General features: G+C 69.2%; 17 protein-coding genes and 1 pseudogene. 14 read left to right on the forward strand and 4 right to left on the reverse strand.

Translation table 11 applies throughout. The features are described from left to right. Positions 1–369: transposase (locus ACWGH1_RS30930; protein WP_453409204.1), on the forward strand; the 369-nt coding region annotated here is incomplete at its 5' end. Positions 370–472: 103 nt separating this feature from the next. Here the strand turns inward: ACWGH1_RS30930 and ACWGH1_RS30935 are convergent. Beyond that, a complete protein-coding gene (locus tag ACWGH1_RS30935) occupies positions 473–1,279 on the reverse strand; it encodes a hypothetical protein (protein WP_453354306.1) in 807 nt (268 codons plus the stop codon). Between the two features lie 491 nt (positions 1,280–1,770). Between ACWGH1_RS30935 and ACWGH1_RS30940 the strand changes: the two genes are divergently transcribed. The 6 genes from ACWGH1_RS30940 to ACWGH1_RS30965 all read left to right on the forward strand — a co-directional run bounded on the left by ACWGH1_RS30940 (position 1,771) and on the right by ACWGH1_RS30965 (position 8,653). After that, positions 1,771–3,189: an FAD-dependent oxidoreductase gene (locus ACWGH1_RS30940; RefSeq protein WP_453354305.1), complete on the forward strand. Its 1,419-nt coding sequence runs from the start codon at positions 1,771–1,773 to the stop codon at positions 3,187–3,189. 193 nt (positions 3,190–3,382) lie between these two features. Then, the gene (locus ACWGH1_RS30945) at positions 3,383–4,021 is read left to right on the forward strand and encodes a hypothetical protein (RefSeq protein ID WP_453354304.1); all 639 of its coding nucleotides are present in this window, start codon (positions 3,383–3,385) and stop codon (positions 4,019–4,021) included. A gap of 95 nt (positions 4,022–4,116) precedes the next feature. Next, positions 4,117–4,677: a toxin-antitoxin system, toxin component gene (locus tag ACWGH1_RS30950; RefSeq protein WP_453354303.1), complete on the forward strand. Its 561-nt coding sequence runs from the start codon at positions 4,117–4,119 to the stop codon at positions 4,675–4,677. 2 nt (positions 4,678–4,679) lie between these two features. After that, on the forward strand, positions 4,680–5,891 hold the full coding sequence (locus tag ACWGH1_RS30955; RefSeq protein ID WP_453354302.1) for an MAB_1171c family putative transporter: 1,212 nt from the start codon (positions 4,680–4,682) through the stop codon (positions 5,889–5,891). 97 nt (positions 5,892–5,988) lie between these two features. Beyond that, the gene (locus ACWGH1_RS30960; RefSeq protein WP_453354301.1) at positions 5,989–7,176 is read left to right on the forward strand and encodes an MAB_1171c family putative transporter; all 1,188 of its coding nucleotides are present in this window, start codon (positions 5,989–5,991) and stop codon (positions 7,174–7,176) included. 214 nt (positions 7,177–7,390) lie between these two features. Continuing rightward, complete coding sequence (locus ACWGH1_RS30965) at positions 7,391–8,653, forward strand: NADH:flavin oxidoreductase/NADH oxidase family protein (RefSeq protein ID WP_453354300.1); 1,263 nt, start codon at positions 7,391–7,393, stop codon at positions 8,651–8,653. A gap of 30 nt (positions 8,654–8,683) precedes the next feature. Here the strand turns inward: ACWGH1_RS30965 and ACWGH1_RS30970 are convergent, their stop codons facing one another. After that, positions 8,684–8,893: a hypothetical protein gene (locus ACWGH1_RS30970; RefSeq protein ID WP_453354299.1), complete on the reverse strand. Its 210-nt coding sequence runs from the start codon at positions 8,891–8,893 to the stop codon at positions 8,684–8,686. 488 nt (positions 8,894–9,381) lie between these two features. Here ACWGH1_RS30970 and ACWGH1_RS30975 point away from each other — a divergent pair, with 488 nt between their 5' ends. The 6 genes and pseudogenes from ACWGH1_RS30975 to ACWGH1_RS31000 form a co-directional block, all read left to right on the forward strand. Then, positions 9,382–9,564: a hypothetical protein gene (locus ACWGH1_RS30975; RefSeq protein ID WP_453409205.1), complete on the forward strand. Its 183-nt coding sequence runs from the start codon at positions 9,382–9,384 to the stop codon at positions 9,562–9,564. Between the two features lie 50 nt (positions 9,565–9,614). Then, positions 9,615–9,986 (forward strand): hypothetical protein, encoded by a 372-nt coding sequence (locus ACWGH1_RS30980; protein WP_453355625.1) that lies wholly within the window; start codon positions 9,615–9,617, stop codon positions 9,984–9,986. 526 nt (positions 9,987–10,512) lie between these two features. After that, positions 10,513–10,827 (forward strand): hypothetical protein, encoded by a 315-nt coding sequence (locus ACWGH1_RS30985; protein WP_453355624.1) that lies wholly within the window; start codon positions 10,513–10,515, stop codon positions 10,825–10,827. A gap of 327 nt (positions 10,828–11,154) precedes the next feature. Continuing rightward, positions 11,155–12,567: a dihydrolipoyl dehydrogenase gene (lpdA, locus tag ACWGH1_RS30990; RefSeq protein WP_453355623.1), complete on the forward strand. Its 1,413-nt coding sequence runs from the start codon at positions 11,155–11,157 to the stop codon at positions 12,565–12,567. A 684-nt stretch (positions 12,568–13,251) separates the two neighbouring features. Then, complete coding sequence (locus ACWGH1_RS30995; RefSeq protein WP_453352027.1) at positions 13,252–13,422, forward strand: hypothetical protein; 171 nt, start codon at positions 13,252–13,254, stop codon at positions 13,420–13,422. A 173-nt stretch (positions 13,423–13,595) separates the two neighbouring features. Continuing rightward, positions 13,596–14,013, forward strand: a pseudogene (locus ACWGH1_RS31000) (transposase); the annotation flags it as partial. Here the strand turns inward: ACWGH1_RS31000 and ACWGH1_RS31005 are convergent. Beyond that, the gene (locus ACWGH1_RS31005) at positions 13,924–14,667 is read right to left on the reverse strand and encodes a 4'-phosphopantetheinyl transferase family protein (RefSeq protein WP_453352028.1); all 744 of its coding nucleotides are present in this window, start codon (positions 14,665–14,667) and stop codon (positions 13,924–13,926) included. The pseudogene ACWGH1_RS31000 and the gene ACWGH1_RS31005 sit on opposite strands and share 90 nt — an antisense overlap. Continuing rightward, positions 14,664–15,539, reverse strand: coding sequence for a metallophosphoesterase family protein (locus ACWGH1_RS31010; RefSeq protein WP_453409206.1), 876 nt, complete (start codon positions 15,537–15,539; stop codon positions 14,664–14,666). Before ACWGH1_RS31010 ends, ACWGH1_RS31005 begins: the two co-directional genes overlap by 4 nt. 518 nt (positions 15,540–16,057) lie before the next feature. Here ACWGH1_RS31010 and ACWGH1_RS31015 point away from each other — a divergent pair. Continuing rightward, positions 16,058–17,098, forward strand: a complete 1,041-nt coding sequence (locus ACWGH1_RS31015; protein ID WP_453352029.1) for a 3-oxoacyl-[acyl-carrier-protein] synthase III C-terminal domain-containing protein — start codon at positions 16,058–16,060, stop codon at positions 17,096–17,098. Positions 17,099–17,142 lie beyond the last annotated feature (44 nt).

The following is a 17,142-nucleotide window of genomic DNA, read 5'->3' on the forward strand; positions in this document are numbered from 1 at the left end:
AAGAGGGTGAGAGTCCGCCTGCCTGTGGGCCGTCCCCGCACGACGCCCGGCGCGGTCGCCGCGGATAGGGCCTACTCGTCCCGCGGCAACCGCTCCTACCTGCGCAGACGCGGTATCAAGGCGGTCATTCCCGAGAAGAAGGACCAAGCCGCCAACCGCAAGAAGAAGGGCGCACGAGGCGGCCGCCCCGTCAGCCACGACGCCGACCTCTACAAACAGCGGAACACGGTCGAACGCCTGATCAACAAGCTGAAGGCCTGGCGGGGCATCGCCACCCGATACGACAAGACACCAGACAGCTACCTCGCCGGCCTCCACCTCCGCGCCGCAATGATCTGGATCGACGACCTGATGAAGACCGACCAATGATCACGACATCACACAAGCCCTAGGAACACACTGAGTTGAACGTGTTCGATTCAACGACGATCAGTTTGTACAGGTCGTGCCGGGAAGGCAAACCGATTCCGGCTCAGCGGGCGGTGCCGCTCTGCCACAGGACGGTTCCGGAGCCCTTCGTCAGGAGCACGAGGTTCCCGTCCGGCTGGAACACCAGGTGGGCACCCGGGTTGTTCCAGGTCCCGGTGGACCACAGGGCGCCGCCCTTGCCCTCGCCGCCGTCCTTCTTGTAGACGACGAAGTTGCCGTCCGACTGCATCCGGGCGTACGCGCCCGGCCCCCAGGTGTTGGTGGACCAGCGCTCCTGGAGGGTGTTGCGGTCGCGGATGCTGAGCTTGCCCGTCTGCTCCATGGCGAGGATCGCATCGGGGCTCCAGGTCCAGTTTCCGGAGCCGATCTGCCAGGTTGCGTTCACCGCCGTGTCGACCATCCACGTGGCGGTGCTCCAGGCTGCCGAGCCGTCCTGCCGGTAGACGACCAGGTTGCCGTCGGACTGCAGGTCAAGGCGGGCGCCCGGGTTGCCGTACGAACCGGCGGCCCACAGGGCCTTGCCGGCGGCGGAGTACACGACCAGGTTGCCGTCCTGCTGGAACGCCACGGTCGCGCCCGGGTTGCCGTACGTGCCGGTGGCCCACAGCACCCCGCCGGACACGTGCTCCAGCACCAGGTTCCCGTCGGCCTGGAGCTTCAGTACGGCGTTCTTGCTGCGCGCCACCTCGCCGGCGTTGTACGAGGCGGCACGCTCGACGGCCGGAGCCGCCGCCGGGGCCTTCGGAGCCGCCTGAACCGCCTGGGCCGCGGTCGGGGCGGCGAGCCCCGCCGCCAGTGCGGCGGCGCAGAGGCCGGTGCGAAGCGCCGTGCGCGTACGTATGACTGCCATTGGTTCCCCCCACATCAGCGGTGCCCTGTCGATGGGCCGCTGGGCCGATAGACCACTGACCCTAATCGTCGTGTACCGAGGGCAGGGGCCCGGGGCTCCGGCGTCACGAACCAATGGAGGATGCGGCGCCGGCATCGCCTCCCGCACCCTTTCCGCGAGGAACTCCTGGTGGCGACGGAGCACAGCCTGTCGCCCGGGCGCTGGACCCCCCATCGACATCCGGCCCACCCAGCGCGAGCCGGACATCCACGACGGGGTTCCCGCAGTCACCCCGTACCCGCATTCCGGGCCGCGGGACCGGGCGTTGCGCGAGGAGCCGGAGGCCAGCCGGTCGCCGCAGGCAGCCGAGGCAGTGGCCGAGGCAGGGACCACTCTTACGGTCCTGGTCTCGCCGGACAGTGCCCACGCCTGGTTCGGATGTCGCTCGCGTCGGCCGGCTCGGCTACCGTCCGTTCGTTCCGGCAGTCTGCCCTTGCAGAAAGCAGCACTCGATGACAGAGCTCCCTTCGTCCGCCGCCCGCGTGGTCGTTCTCGGTGGCGGACTGGCCGGCACCCTCGCCGCCGCGGCCCTCGCGCCCCGCGTACGCGAAGTCCTCGTCCTGGAGCACGACGCCGTGCTTCCCGGGACACCCTCGCCGCGGCCGAGGCTCCCGCAGGCCGACCACGCGCACATGCTGTGGGCCGGCGGGGCCGATGCCATGGAGGAGCTGCTGCCGGGGGTGACGGACGAGTGGCTCGCCGCCGGGGCCCACCGCATCCCGGTCCCCAACGGCATGGTCTCCTTCTCACCGGCGGGCTGGTACCGCCGCTCGTGGCCCGAGACCCACTACCTGATCGGGGCCAGCCGCAACCTCATCGACTGGGCGGTACGCAGGCGCGTGCTGCAGTTGCCGAACGTCCGGGTCCGGACCGGCGCGAAGGTCTGCGGCCTGGAAGGGGACGCGGCGCGGGTCGTGGGCGTGGTGCTGCGCGACGCGCAGGGCGAGCGGCACGTCGTCGCGGCCGATCTCGTCGTGGACGCGACCGGCCGCGGCTCGAGGAGCACCCAGTGGCTGCGGGAGATCGGCGGCCCGAAGGTGCGGGAAACCGTCGTCGACGCGGGGGTGCGCTACGCGAGCCGCAGGTACCGGGCGCCGGAGGGGGCCGAGGCAGGCTGGCCGGTGATCCACATACCCGCCGACCCGCGCCAGGGCCGGCCGGGACTCTTCGCCACGATCATCTCCATCGAGAACGGCCAGTGGCACGTCAGTCTCTCGGGCACCCGCGGGGGCGAACCCTCGGCGGGTGAGGACCTGTTCGAGGAATTCGCCCGCCGCGTACGTCATCCCCTCGTGGCCGAACTCCTCTCGCGGGCCGAGCCGGCGAGCGGGGTCTCCCTCTTCACCCGCACCGCGAACAGGAGGCGCCATTTCGAGCAGGCGAAGCTGCCCGGGGGGTTCATCGTCCTGGGGGACGCGGCCACCAGCCTCAACCCCCTCTACGGTCACGGCATGTCCGCCGCGGCCCTCGGTGCACTGGCCCTGCGGGACCTGACCCGGCGTACGTCCGTGCTCTCGCCGGGATTCGGGGCGAAGGCCCAGCGCGCGATCACCCGGCCGGCCGCGGCCGCCTGGCTGCTGGCGGTCGGCCAGGACCGGTTCTATCCCGGGGCCGTGGGCAGGAAACCGACGCTGGTGGACCGTCTGGCGGCCCGGTACGTCCACCGCCTCAACCACACCGCCATCGGCAACGGTCTGGTCGTCAGGAGACTCACCGACGTGATGACGATGCGCAGGCCGGCGCACATCCTGGGGCTCCCCGACGTCCTCCTGGCAGCCGCTCTCGGGCCCCGCAGGCCCCTGCTCGACGGGCCCCAGCTGACGCCGGGAGAACGGCGGATACTGGACCGGCCACCCCTGCGGCCGGCCTGAGCGGCCGCGCTGCCGGACCACCCGGGGCAGCCGAGGCCAGAGCCGCCCGCACCGGCCTGAGCGGCGCTTCCACCTGCCGGTCTCATGAAACGATCGTTTCGTTGCCCCGACTACCGTTTCCGTGGTCTAGTGATCGGGTAAGTCAGGGGCCCCTCTGACCACATCCTCCCTCCGTGTCCTGATTGGAGGGTCAATGAGCGACGGGTACGAGGACCTCGCCACGACCATCGACATCCTTCTGCGCAGAACGGGACTCGACCGACGGAGCCTGTTCGACCTGGAGCGGCTCTCCTTCCACACCTCCTTGCCGGAGGGCGACATCCGGCGGCTGCTGGACGGCGAAAGGCCGGCGGCCGCGGAGGTCGACCACCACGAGGTGGCCCGCCGGATCCAGTTCCTGATGGACACGCGGCTGTGCCGGGAAGAAGGACCGGGGGGCGTCGCCCGGGAGCGCCCGTACACGGCGTCCGAGGTCGCCGCCGGGATCGGCATGACTCCGCAGTGGCTCAACACCCTGCTCAGCCAGCGCAAGCAGAGCTCCCCGAACCTCAAGCACGCCGGGCGGATAGCGCGCTTCTTCGACGTGCCGGTCAACTTCTTCACCGACGAGCCGGCAGAAGCAGTGAACCGGGTCCTGCGCAGTGAGGTCGCCCCGCAGCTGAACGCCCTCATCGGGAATCCTCGCCCGGCGGTACGGAACCGCTACGCCCTGGAGATCCAGCACCGGCTGGGCGATGTGGTCCTCGAACCGCCCGTCGAGCGGGCGTTGATGCTCTTCGTCGACGGGATCGCGCGGGAGGAGAGCTCTCGTGGGCGAGTGAGTTCCGCATAGTGGAGAGGGCTGCTCCTCTTCCGGACGAACGCGGGAAGAGTTGCAGCGCGCGCGAACCACTCTCAGGCTATTACCGTAAAAACAGGGGAATTCACATGGGCAAAAGAAAGATGATCAGGCTCCGGAACGAGGTTCTCGCGAACCTCGGCCGCCCGATCCCGTCGGATCCCGACGAACTGTTCGAGTCGCTCAGGCAGTTCCTCGAACGACGGGTGAACGAGAACCGCGGGAACGAACTGTACAAGCCGGTACAACTCCTCTTCCGTGAATTCCCCGAGGAGACCGCCAGCGGACTGACGCTCACCTTCGACGACCGCATGGTCATCGTCGTGGAGCGCCACACGACCACGCTTCACCAGCTGGTGATCTTCGCGCACGAGATGTGGCACGCGCTGATGGGAAAGTGCCTGACGCATGGCGCACAGCCCGACGCGGTCTCCGCGGCCGCCCGGTCACTCGGGGGCGAGCTGGAGCAGACGGACATCCTCTCCCTCGCCGCACGCACCCACTTCGACACCCGAGAGGAGAACGACGCGGAGGCCTTCGGGCTGCTCCTGGGAAGCAGCTGCAGGGAAATCTTCGAACCGGGCGCCACCTCACTCCCCAACACCGGCCTCGCCGGCCGCATCCAGTCGAGCATGGGCCGGGGATTCTGAGCATGCAGGGGTCGGACTACTACATACCCGCGTTCGCGCTGGCCGTCGCGCTCGCGGTGCGGCTTCCCGCGCTGTGGCACGGCCGGCGTTCGCCGATGTCCCAGGCGATCTTCGTGATCATCGTCGCCTCGGGCGGGGGATTCGTCTTCGCCGCGCCTCCGACCGTCGAACGCGTCAACAGGCTGACGGGCATCTCGAACGTGTCGGCCCTGATCGTCTACTGCTTCCTGTCGTGCCTGTCCTGCGCTTCGATGGTCCTCCTCCTGCACTGGCGCGGCGGCCCGGAAGCGACCGTGCGCCGGCAGACCAGGCTCTGGATCGCCGCCACCGCCGGCGTCATCTCGACCTTCTGCGTCCTGTTCAGCCTCAGCGACGTACCCACGGAACGGCCGCGCGACCTCGACACCTTCTATGCGACCACCCCCTTCATCGGCGAGATGATCGTGCTGTACCTGGCCGCTCACGCGGCCACCGCCACGGTCGTGATGACGAAGTGCTGGCGCTGGTCGGCCGAACTCCGGGCGGCGAATGCGAGCTGGACCCGGTGGGGCCTGCTCACCCTGGTGACGGCCTTCGGCCTGGGCCTGTCCTTCGCCCTCCTGAAGTTCACCGCCGTGGGCGCCCGCTGGGCGGGGACCGACGCCTTGGACGTGCTCAGCACCGAGATCGCCCCACCGCTCGCCGGCTTGGGCGCCCTCATGACCACCGTCGGATTCCTCGTCCCGGTCGTCGGGCCGCGGCTGGAATCGATGTGGGACGCGTGGCGCGCCTACCGCCTCATGGGGCCGCTGTGGCGCGCCCTGGAGCCCTGGGTCGGCGACGGAGCCCCCATGCGGATCGCCAGAACCTCGTCCCTGGAGATGAGAGCCACCCTCAGGGCCACCGAGATCGCCGATCGCCTGCTGAACCTGGCGCCCTACCTCGACTCCGAGCACCGTGCGGTGGCCGAGCGCTATGCGACCGCCCGGGGTCTTGAACGGGAGGCCGCCTTGATCGTGGCCGAGGCGGCCACGATCAAGGCCGCCCTGACCCGCGCTCCTGACGCCTGCGCACCGGAGCCCGACCGCCCGTCGGCGGACGACACCGCCAACACCCCCGGCCCGCTGCTCATCCGGATCTCGGGAACGAACGGGCTCGCGGAACTCAGCCGGCATTTCTCCCGGATCCACCCCACCGACCTCCTGGTCGACGCCGCCCACGCAGAGAGCAACTGATCATGCACACTCCTCCCCACTGTGCTCAGGTCAGGGAGATCCACACCCCCACGCCCCCCGTCCCGTCCTTCGGCCGCTGCGGATCCGGCGGTCGCCGGTGAGCGCGGGCACCGCATTCCTGTGCTCGGCCGGCGTCCTCCTGGCCGCCACCCTCATCAAGCTCTGGGCCTTGCGGAAGAACCCCAGGGACCCGATCCTCCGGGCCGTCTGCGGAACGCTGTTCATGGGAGCGCTGCTCTTCGTCACCGCGGCTCCGCCCCACCTGGCCAAGATCAACAACTGGCTCGGCACACCCAACATTGCCGCGCCGATCGTGTACTGCATCCTCACCGCGTTCGACGGCATCAACATCGTCCTGCTGATCCACTGGCGGGGGAACGAGTCCGAAGCACGCACCCTGCGGCAGACCCGGCTGTGCCTGACGGCCTACGTAGCGGTGATGGCGGCGATCGCCGTCCTGTTCGCGCTGGGCGACGCACCCGTCGAGCGGCTCCGCGACCTGGACACGTACTACGCCAACACGCCGTTCATCCGCGAGATGATCGTGCTCTACCTCGCCGCCCACACGGTCGCCGCGGTCACCATGACGGTGCTGTGCTGGCGGTGGTCGCGCCAGGTACCCGGCAGCTTGCGGCTGGGCCTGCTCACCATCGCCGCCGGTTCGTCCTTCGCGTTCGTCTTCGACCTGCTGAAGTACACGGCTGTCGTGGCGCGCTGGACGGGCGGCAACCTCGACTGGCTGAGCACCCACGCCGCGTTCTCCCTGGCCGGCATCTCCGCCCTCCTGGTTGCCGCCGGTTTCCTCATTCCCCACATCGGACAGGAGGCCAGCTCCCGCTGGGGAATGTTCCAGCAGTTCCAGCAGCTCAAGCCGCTCTGGCTGGAAATCCAGCCGGAGATCCCCCGGATGAGCCCGAAGCCCATGAGCTGGTGGCGGTCCCTGGATCTGCGCCTCATGCAGCGGGAGCGGGACATCCACGACGCCGTCCTTCGGCTCGGCCCCTATTTCGACGCGTCGACCGGCAAGAGGGTCTACGAGGAGGCCCTGGCCGAACACGCCGAACGCCGCCGGGCGCGCGGTGAGGCCGACGCCTCGGTGATCGCCGGCGCCGTCATCGCCAAGGCGGCCGCGCGGCCGGCCGTCAATCCGGAGGACAGGTGGCTGCTGACCTCCACCGAGGACCCCGAGGACCTGGTCAGGATGTCCCGCGCACTGGTCCGCTCCCCCCGCGTCCAGGCGATCCGACGCCGGGCCGCCCTCGCCGGGAGCCGCACCCGGGCCTGACCCCCGCGCGCACGGCAGCCGACGGCCGGCCCGGCCGGCCCGGCCGGTCCGCACCGCTCACATGGTCACCGCTCACATGGTCACCGACCGCTCACCCCACCACCGCTCACATGTCACCGCTCACCCCACCACCGCTCACATCGCCACCGCACCGGCGACACCAGAACCGAAACCGACCACGAGTCGTCAGGGACGAGATCCAGGAGGAACTCCCGTGCACCTTTTTGCGCCTCTTGAACTGCCCAACGGAACCTGGCTGCCGAACCGGGTGGCGAAGGCCGCCATGGAGGAGAGCCTGGCCCGCCAGCCGGGACAGCTGCCGGGGCCGGAGATCGAGGATCTCTACCGCCACTGGGCCCGAGGCGGGAGCGGCCTCATCATCACGGGCAACGTCATGGTGGACAGACGCGCGTTGACCTCGCCGAGAACGATCGTGCTCGACGCCGGTACACCCCTCGAGCCGTTCCGCCGCTGGGCCGCCGCCGCCGGATCAGCCGGCGCGCACGTCTGGATGCAGATCAACCACCCCGGTCGGCAGGTCCGCGCCGACCTGCCCGGTGTCGCCTGGGCGCCCTCCGAGATCGGCGTCAGCCTGGGCCGGCACACGTCGGCGTTCGCCCGTCCCACCGCCATGGACGAGACGGACATCGAGGCCACCATCGCCCGCTTCGCCACCACCGCCCGGCTGGCCGAGGAGGCCGGTTTCCACGGCGTACAGATCCACGCCGCCCACGGCTACCTCCTGAGCCAGTTCCTGTCCCCGCGGGTCAACCGGCGGAGCGACCGCTGGGGCGGCAGTCTGGAAAACCGGGCCAGACTGCTCATCGAGATCGTGAAGTCCGTCCGCGCCCGGGTGTCCGGGAGCTTCGCCGTGGGCGTCAAGATCAACACGGCCGACTTCCAGCGCGGCGGCTTCGACACGGACGAAGTGGCGCGGGTCCTCGGCTTCCTGGACGGCCTGGGCGTGGACCTCGTGGAACTCTCCGGCGGCAGCATGGAGAGCGCGGCGACCATGGGCCGTACATCCGACGAAACCACGCTCGACAGGGAGGCGTACTTCCTCTCGCTGGCCGAGCGGCTCGTCGAAGTCGCCTCCGTGCCGCTGATGCTGACGGGAGGGATCTGCCGCCGCACGACTGCCGAGCGGGTCCTGGAGCGGGGTTTCGCGGTGGTCGGCGTGGCCACGGCCCTGGCCCTCTGCCCCGGCCTGCCGGCCCGGTGGCAGGCGGGCGAGGACGCGCACGTCCCGCCGCCGCGGCTGTCCTGGAAGGACCAGGACCTCGCCAGCGCCGCGGTCCTGGCGATCGTCAGGGCCCACATGAGCCGCATCGTCCGCGGCAGTGAGCCGCGGCAGAGGATCCCCTCGTCCTTCGTGCTCGCTCTCGACATGCTGCGCAGCCGGGGCAGTGTGCGGGCCTACGGATCCTGGCTGGCCGAGAATCCCGCGCCGGACGCGACGACCGCACTGCACGGCTGAGGGCCCGTAGGCACCCCGGCCGGTTTCCCGTCACGAAGGGCCGGGGCCGTCCCCCGCCGGCGGCTCCGCCCCTTCGACGTCACCCGGATGCCACTGGTACACGGCGTCACCGGCCTCGTCCGGCCCGGGAACGTAGCTTCCGATCACCTGCCCGTGGCTGTGCACCTTCACCGAGACCTTGGTGGTCTGTTCGCCCATGAAGCCGTCGAGGGGCCCACCGACGAACCGCGCTTTGATCATCGTCAAATCCTATGGCCCGCAGTCCAGTTGGCTATCGCCCCGACCGTAGCGCCGACGTGGGGTGCCTTCTTCCCCGCAGGCCCTCCGCACGGGCCCACCGACGCCCGCGCCGGATCTCGATCGGGGCGAGCTCTCCTCCGCGAGGGCGGGAACGGGAGCGAAGCAGCGGGCGCGGCCGAACCGTCTAGCCGCCTCCTGCCAGGGGTGGCCGTCGGGGCCGCGTGTCGCGTCTGCGGTGCCGGACGGGCGGGTCGCGCGATAATCGGGTCCGTGGTCATGCAGCTCTCCTCCAGCAGTGCGGAGCCCTCGGCGGCCGAGGTGCTCCATGCCCGGTACGCGAGCCGGCTGGCGGGACTCCTGCTCGCCGCGCGGATGCGCCGCGCCGCCTCCCCGGTAGCACCAGTCGTCGGGGGCCGGCCGCGCTCTGCCGCAGCCGCCCCCCGCTCCATCGCGCGGCGGCGCCCGCCCGGTTGGCGGCTGCTGGGCCGGTGCCATACGTCAGCCACCTCCTGGACCCCTGCGGCATCCCACCCCGAACCCTGCGAAGCACCCGACTCGCCGACCTGGTGAACACCCTCGATCCCAAGCTCGTCGCCGCAGCCCTCGGCATGGACCCCGAAGGCGTCATGATCTGCCTCGCCGACCACGTCGACGCTGGCCGGCTCCCATAGCTCAGAGATATTCTCCGAGGTTGGCAGTGTCTGACCGGCACAATGTCCAGGTGACCCTTTTCACCTGCGCGAACTGCGAGCACCCTCTCACCGGCGATCTACAGGAAGCGCAGGCATCTCCGGGCAGCGATCACCTGTCCGACCACCGCATTGCCGACCCGCGGGTGGCGCAGGGCACCTATGTGACCAGCTACGACGCCACGCTGTTCATCCTGCACCCTGACGACGTGCCGGGCACCGCTCTGCACCCCAACTCCAGGCGTCGCAACGGATGCTGCGGACTCGACGGCCAGGACGGTCCCAACCTCGTCTGTGCAAGCTGCGGTGCCGACATCGCCACCAAGGAATCGGACTGCTGGACCGACAGCCTGGTAGCGCTGATAGCCGCCGCAGTTGTCCCGAACACGGAATCTCCGTCCTGAGCCCGTCGGCTTTCGGCACCGCCTCGCACACGTTCGCCGGTACATGTGCACCTTGCCGAAGGACTCGTTGGAGGCGATGGCGACGCTGTTCTTCTCTTATCGTTCGGTCAGGACCTGGAAGAGGAGTTCGGCGCCGCGGCGGTCGAGTTCCATATGTTGGGTCGGGGACGGGACGCCGTGCTCCCCTCGCACAGGCCGCGGTCTACATCGCCACCGGCCCGCCCTTCAGCTTCCTGCTGGTCGGCGACGCCACTGGCAACCCTGGCGGCCACCGCAGCATCGAGGACGGCATCTGGGTGGTCTCCCACGCCCGAACCGATTCCTCGTTTGGTTGTCACCGGGGTCATTCCCACTGCTCGCCCCACCCCTTCCGCGACGCGCACCCCCCGGGCCACCCAGACGACCTCGCAGTGAGCTCACTCGCGATCAGCTGAACGCACCCGCGCGTCAGAGCTGCACTCAGGCCAGGAGATCGTCCGTATCTTCCGGTACCGCAATCTTCCGGTACCGCAATCTGGGCTGGGGCATGGCGAAGATGCTGGCGGTGCTGACGCCTACGTACCTGTCGGCGGCCACTTACGGTGTGATCGGCGCTGGTCGCAAGGAATCGACGCCCCGCTTGGTGACGGACTTCGCGGCTCTGCTGGGGATCGACGCCTCCGAACTGGCCGCACTGACGGGCGTTCTTCTGAGCGAGGTGTCACGGTCTCCGGGCCCGGAGACCATGGATGCTGCGGCCCTGCTCTGGGAGGTGTGCCGGTTGAACTCCCGTGACGGGTACCTCATTAACCGTCCTGGATCGTTGCGAATGGGTGGTGTGTGGCAGGGGGGGCGGCTGTAGTGGGTGACCGTTTTCGCGTACGGCGGTGGCGACAACAGCCTGGGCGCGCACACCCATACGAGTACAAGCTGTTCGCCGACCGTGACTACGCCTACAGCTACCGGCTGCGCCGCTGAGGCGCGTCACGCGGGCGATGGCCGTCTCGCGTCGGCCGACGGCGACTGAGAAGTAGCCGCACCCGGGAAGGGGCCCGACGGAGCCGTAGCGGACCGGCCCCTTCCCATGGCGATCTCGGACACACCTTGATGATCTCTGTGGCGGCGGGCGCGGCGGAGCGGAACAATCCACCACGGAACGGGTAACGCAACCGAGGAAGAGGAACACCCCATGGTGGAGCAGGACGAGCGCTTCGATGTCGTCGTACTCGGCGCCGGCCCCGGCGGCTATGTCGCCGCAGTGCGCGCCGCCCAGCTGGGCAAACGCGTCGCCGTCGTGGAGGAGAAGTACTGGGGCGGCGTCTGCCTGAACGTGGGCTGCATCCCGACCAAGGCCCTCCTGCGCAACGCCGAACTCGCGCACATCTTCACCCGAGAGGCGAAGACGTTCGGGATCAAGGTCGACGGACAGGTCTCCTTCGACTACGGCGAGGCCTACCGTCGCAGCCGCAAGGTCGCCGACGGCCGCGTCAAGGGAGTCCACTTCCTGATGAAGAAGAACAAGATCACCGAGTACGACGGCCGCGGAACCTTCCTCGACCCGCACACGCTCCAGGTGACCGGTTACGACGGGGAGACCCGCACCATCGGTTTCGAGCACTGCATCATCGCCACCGGCGCCACCCCCCGGCTGTTGCCCGGCACCAAGCGCAGCGCCCGGGTGGTGACGTACGAGGAGCAGATCCTCGCCGAGGAGCTGCCGCAGTCCATCGTCATCGCGGGGGCCGGCGCGATCGGCATCGAGTTCGCCTACGTCCTGCACAACTACGGCGTGAAGGTCACCATCGTCGAGTTCCTGGACCGGATGGCGCCGCTGGAGGACGCCGAGGTCTCCGCCGAACTGGCCAAGCAGTATCGGCGACTGGGCATCGACGTGCTCACCTCGACCCGTGTCGAGTCCATCGACGAGTCCGGCCCGCAGGTCCGGGTCACGGTCACCGGCAAGGACGGCTCCCAGCAGGTCCTGGAGGCCGACAAGGTCCTCCAGGCCATCGGCTTCGCCCCGAACGTCACCGGCTACGGCCTGGAGAACACCGGCGTGACGGTCACCGAGCGCGGCGCCGTCGACGTGGACGGTCGCTGCCGCACCTCCGTCCCGCACATCTATGCCATTGGCGACGTCACCGCCAAGCTGATGCTCGCGCACGCGGCCGAGTCCATGGGAATCATCGCCGCCGAGACCCTCGCCGGCGCGGAAACCATGGAACTCGACTACGCAATGATTCCGCGCGCCACCTTCTGTCAGCCCCAGATCGCCAGCTTCGGCTACACCGAGGCCCAGGCCCGCGATCTCGGACACGACGTCAGGGTCGCCAAGTTCCCCTTCACCGCCAACGGCAAGTCGCACGGTCTCGGTGACACCACCGGTTTCGTCAAGCTGATCAGCGACGCCAGGTACGGCGAGCTGCTCGGCGGCCACCTCATCGGCCCCGATGTCACCGAGCTGCTGCCCGAGCTGACCCTGGCCCAGCAGTGGGACCTCACCGTGCACGAGGTCGCCCGCAACGTCCACGCCCACCCCACCCTGAGCGAGGCCGTCAAGGAGGCCGTGCACGGCCTGGCCGGACATATGATCAACATGTGAGGCGCCGGCGGCGGGACCGTTCACCCGGACGGCCGGGCGCGGGTCGCATGGCCGGTAGCAGGCGACGCAGGCCGCGCGCAGGCGGGGATAACCTCCACGTTCGCTGCAACGCAGAGCGGGACGTGGGCGGTGATGGGTGCGGGCAGCGCCGCACTGATCGTCGGCATCTTCCTCGGTATGGCCATCGCCAAGGGCTGACGGCTGCTCCCGGACCGCCGGGAACACCGTTCTGCTCGCTCCGCCCCCGCCGGACATGTCCGGCGGGGGCGACTTGCTGCGACGCCGACCGCAGGGCGCTGTCGCAGCTGTTCTGGGCCCATGTGAATCCGTACGGCCGGACGTGTCCGTTCGGGCCGCCGCAGAAACTCCAGAAGGTCACGGGGCCCGCGGCCGAGGATCTCACTGTCGCAGCGCACCCGGGCGGCCGCCCTCGGCGTCCGGCGGATGGACGATCACCCGCAGAGCGGGGCTCGTCCCTCCACCCTGCCGCCGGCCGCTCACTCCGGCCCGCCCAGGGCAACGTGAGGGCGGCATTCTCGGGCAGCCAGTACGCTCTCGGCCGGGCCCGGCGCGTCTCCTCTCCGCGCATGGGTGAGCAGCGCCCGGACATCTGGTGCCGGCGGATGTGGTCACTGGCTCCCGGTGGCGTGTGTGAAGTGCTGTTCAGCAGTCAAGACTTCTCGCATGTCTGTGGACGCTGACCAGCTTGTTGATGCCATCGCTGCCGCCGTGCGCGAAGGGGATGATCATCGTATCGGTCTCCTCCTCGACCGGTTCAAAGTCGTGGCGGAGCTTTCCCACCTGATCCGGCTTCGCCACCGGCTTGGCGGACCGGGCGCTGTGCGTGGTTCGTGAGCGCCTGACGTCGATCGGCCGCCCGGCGCCAGTGTGCCGCCCGCGATATCCCCGGAAGGGGGACTGTAAATCGTTCGGTGTAACTCCCGATCAAGGAAGACGCACCGAGGACCAGTGAGAACGTGACCGAGGTTGAGACCGTCGAGCCGCCCGAGTCGCAGCCGGCGAGGGCGGTGGACGACCATCCGATCGACGAGTTGGTGTCTCGGGCTCAGGCCGAGGGCTTGCAGCTGACCGGCGAGGGCGGGTTGCGCCAGCAGGTGACGAAGCGGCTGCTGCCGTCCGCCCTGGAGGGTGAGATCACCGACCACCTCGGCTATGACAAGCACGACCCGGCCGGGAAGAACGGTGGCCTCCCGCAACGGCACACGGGCGAAGACGGTACTGACGGATGTCGGTCCGGTGGAGATGTCCGTGCCGCGCGACCGGAACGGATCGTCCGAGCCGAAGATCGTCAAGAAGCGTCAGAAGCCCCTGTCCGGCGTGGACGAGATGGTCATTTCACTGTCCGCGAAGGGCCTGACCACCGGTTTGGTCCAGGGCCGCCTTGCCGAGGTCTATGGCGCCGAAGTCTCCCGCCGGACGATCTCCATCGGCGATCACGACTGAGGTGAGCAGCAATCCGCCGCCCGCGTGCCATGTGCCGTCGAGCATGTGGTGGTGGCGGCCTGCGATGACCACGCCCGGCGTCCGCATACGGGCCCGGAAAGTCCCGGCGGACGCGTCGAAGCTGATGGCCGCGTCGAAGAAGCCGAGTCGGTTGCCGGTCGCGGGGAAGCATGCCTTGTAGACGGATTCCTTGGCGCTGAACAGCAGCCGGTCCCAGGCGGTCCGGGGATGCGAGAGACGCAGGTGCCGGACATGGTCCTGTTCCGCCGGCCCGGCGATGGTGCGCAGCACGCCGGGCTTCAGATGGCGATCGGGCTCCGCGTCAATACCGATCGCGGTGACGTACCGGCGCAGGGACACCGCCGCAGCCCGGTATCCCGCGCAGTGGGTCATGCCCCCGACCACGTCGGAGGGCCACCGCGGCGCGCCGTGAAGGCCCGGGAGCAGGGGGACGGGTTCGACGCCGAGTCGCGCCATGGCCCGGCGCGCGCACATCCGTACCGTCGTGAACTCGGCGCGTCGCAGCGGTACGGAACCGGCCACGAGATCAGCCTCCTCCGTGAAGAGGAACCCGCCCGGCGGGTCCCCGAACTCCTCGGCGGCCGCGACCTGCGGCGGCAGCAGGGCAGCGATCACGCCGCACCGCCGGGGGCCGGCAGGATCTGCACCGGCCAAGGACGGTCGAAGGCGTGCTTCAGGCGTTCCCGTGGGTAGCCGAGGGACACCTCCTCGAAGCGGACCCCGTCGTGCCACGTGGTACGCGGAATGTGGAGGTGCCCATACACGACGGCGGTCGCGCCGTACCGGGTGTGCCAGTCGGCCGTCTGTTCGCTGCCGCACCACTGCGCGAACTCGGGATGGCGCAGGACGGCGGTCTCCTCCCGTTTCAGGGGGAAGTGGTTGACGAGTACGACCGGCAGCGCGAAGTCGATCTCGGCGAGCCGTCGTTCGGTCTCCGCCAGACGTGCACGGCACCACGCGTCCCGCGTCGGATGGGGGTCGGGGTGCAGCAGGAACTCGTCGGTGCACACCACGCCGGTCTCCTCCGCCCGCGCCAAGGACTCCGCCTTGGTGAGCGTGCCGGACGCGCGGAAGCTGTAGTCATAGAGTACGAACAGGGGCGCTACGACGGCCGGCCCGCCGTCGCCCTGCCACACCGCGTACGGGTCCTCCGGGGTCAGCACACCGATGGAGCGGCACAAGTCGACGAGGTGCGCGTAGCGTTTCTCGCCGCGCAGTCGGCACGGGTCCTTCGGATGCGTCCACAGCTCGTGGTTTCCCGGAGCCCAGATGACCCGTTCGAACCGCCGCGCCAGGATGCCCAGCGCTCGTTCCACATCAGCGACGAGCTCACCCACGTCGCCGGCGACGACGAGCCAATCGCCTTCCGATGTCGGGCGTAGACGTTCCAATACCGAACGGTTCTCGGCGTACGCGACATGCAGGTCGCTGACCGCGAGAAGCCTGGCACTTGTTTTGAGCAACCCCCCGGGGTCGACCTCCGCCACAATTCCCTCCCGTGTCGCAAGATACCTCATTTGATTTCGGCGGCTTCTGTCGGGGCGGGCACGCAAAACAGAACCCGACAACCTGTTTGTTGAATCTTGCATTGTCGTACTGGGTGGAATCAAGTGAATCCTGGGTGTCCAGCATGGGTTGCACTAGTGAAGGATGCGTCCGGGTGCCCGGTCGAGGGACCCCCTTGAGGGGACCGATCTTTTCAGCCAACCTACGGGGAAAGATGGCCGGTTCTCGTCTCTCGAATGCCGCAGAGCCATTCCGCTTGCGCCCGTGGCGCTTGGCCGGTGCGGCCTGGCTGCGGGCAAGCAGCAAACGGTGAACCCTCCACTTCAAGCCCGGGGCGGCGGCGCACTTGAGCCACTGACCGCCGGACAGGTGTCGTCAGCACATATCGCCTTGACAGATCGACTGAGCGGTTGCCAGGGTTGTCGTCGTAGATCAACGGTGCACGGATTGGGCTCTGGCCTGCATATCCGTACATCGTTGAAACGGGGGAGAGGGTTCGGTGAAGTTAGCGCAAGAATTTATATTGGATGTGGCCACCTGGATTCCCGACGGCAGGGAAAGTGTGAGCGCGATGGTCGCCGCCGGACGCTTGACCGTCGGTGACGCCGAGGACCTGGCACTCACAGAGGTGCCGGTCTCGGAAGATCTCGCGGCACCCGAGATGGCTGTTCGAGCCGCTCGCCGTGTACTCGCCGCCGCCACGTGGGACCCGGCCCGCATCGCGCTTGTCGCGCACGGGTGGACCTATTACCAAGGGCACGACTTCTGGTCGCCGGCCCATTACATCGCCCATCACATCGGCGCCGGCGCAGCTCTGCCAATGGGCGTGCAGCAGATGTCCAACTCCGGGGCGGCTGCTCTGGGGATCGCGGCGGAGAAGTTGATCGCCGATCCGCGGGCCGAGGCGGCCCTGATCACTACCGGGGACAGGTTCTGCCTGCCCGGCTTCGACCGGTGGGCGGCCGACTACGGCGTGGCCTACGGCGACGCCGGTACGGCCGCGCTACTGCGACGCCGGGGACCGGACGAGCGTCCCGGGGCTCTGCGTCTGCGCTCCTTGGCCTTCGTCACGGACGCCTCCTTCGAGGAGATGTACCGGGGACGCGACCACTTCGGCGTCGCGCCTCTCGCGCACGGCGGCGGCCGCGTCGACGTCAAGCGCCCGAAGAAGGCCTACCTCGAAAGGCACGGCGGCATCGAAGGATTCCGGAACGCGGCCTTGCGGTGCGTGAACCGAGTGCTCCGACTTGCCCTGGCCGATGCCGAGGTGGAGACGGAGGACCCCCGCATCGTGTGCGTGGTCCTGCCCCGGTTGGGCGACAGCGTTCTCGACCTCATGTACCGCCCCGTGCTGGACGCTGCCGTGAAGGCGGAGGTCCTTGCCGTGCGCGAGTCCAGCGGCCACCTCGGAGCCGGCGACCTGCTGGCCAACGCCGAGCACATCGTGGTGTCCGGAGCACTGAAGTCCGGAGACATCGCCGTGGTCCTCGGCGGCGGCGGCGGCTTCACCTGGTCGTGCGCAGTCCTGGAAGCCCTGTAGCCACGGGACCAGGCCGCCGCCCGGAGTATCTCGGGCGTCAAGTC

The sequence above is a fragment of the Streptomyces sp. NPDC054883 genome (assembly GCF_053610645.1).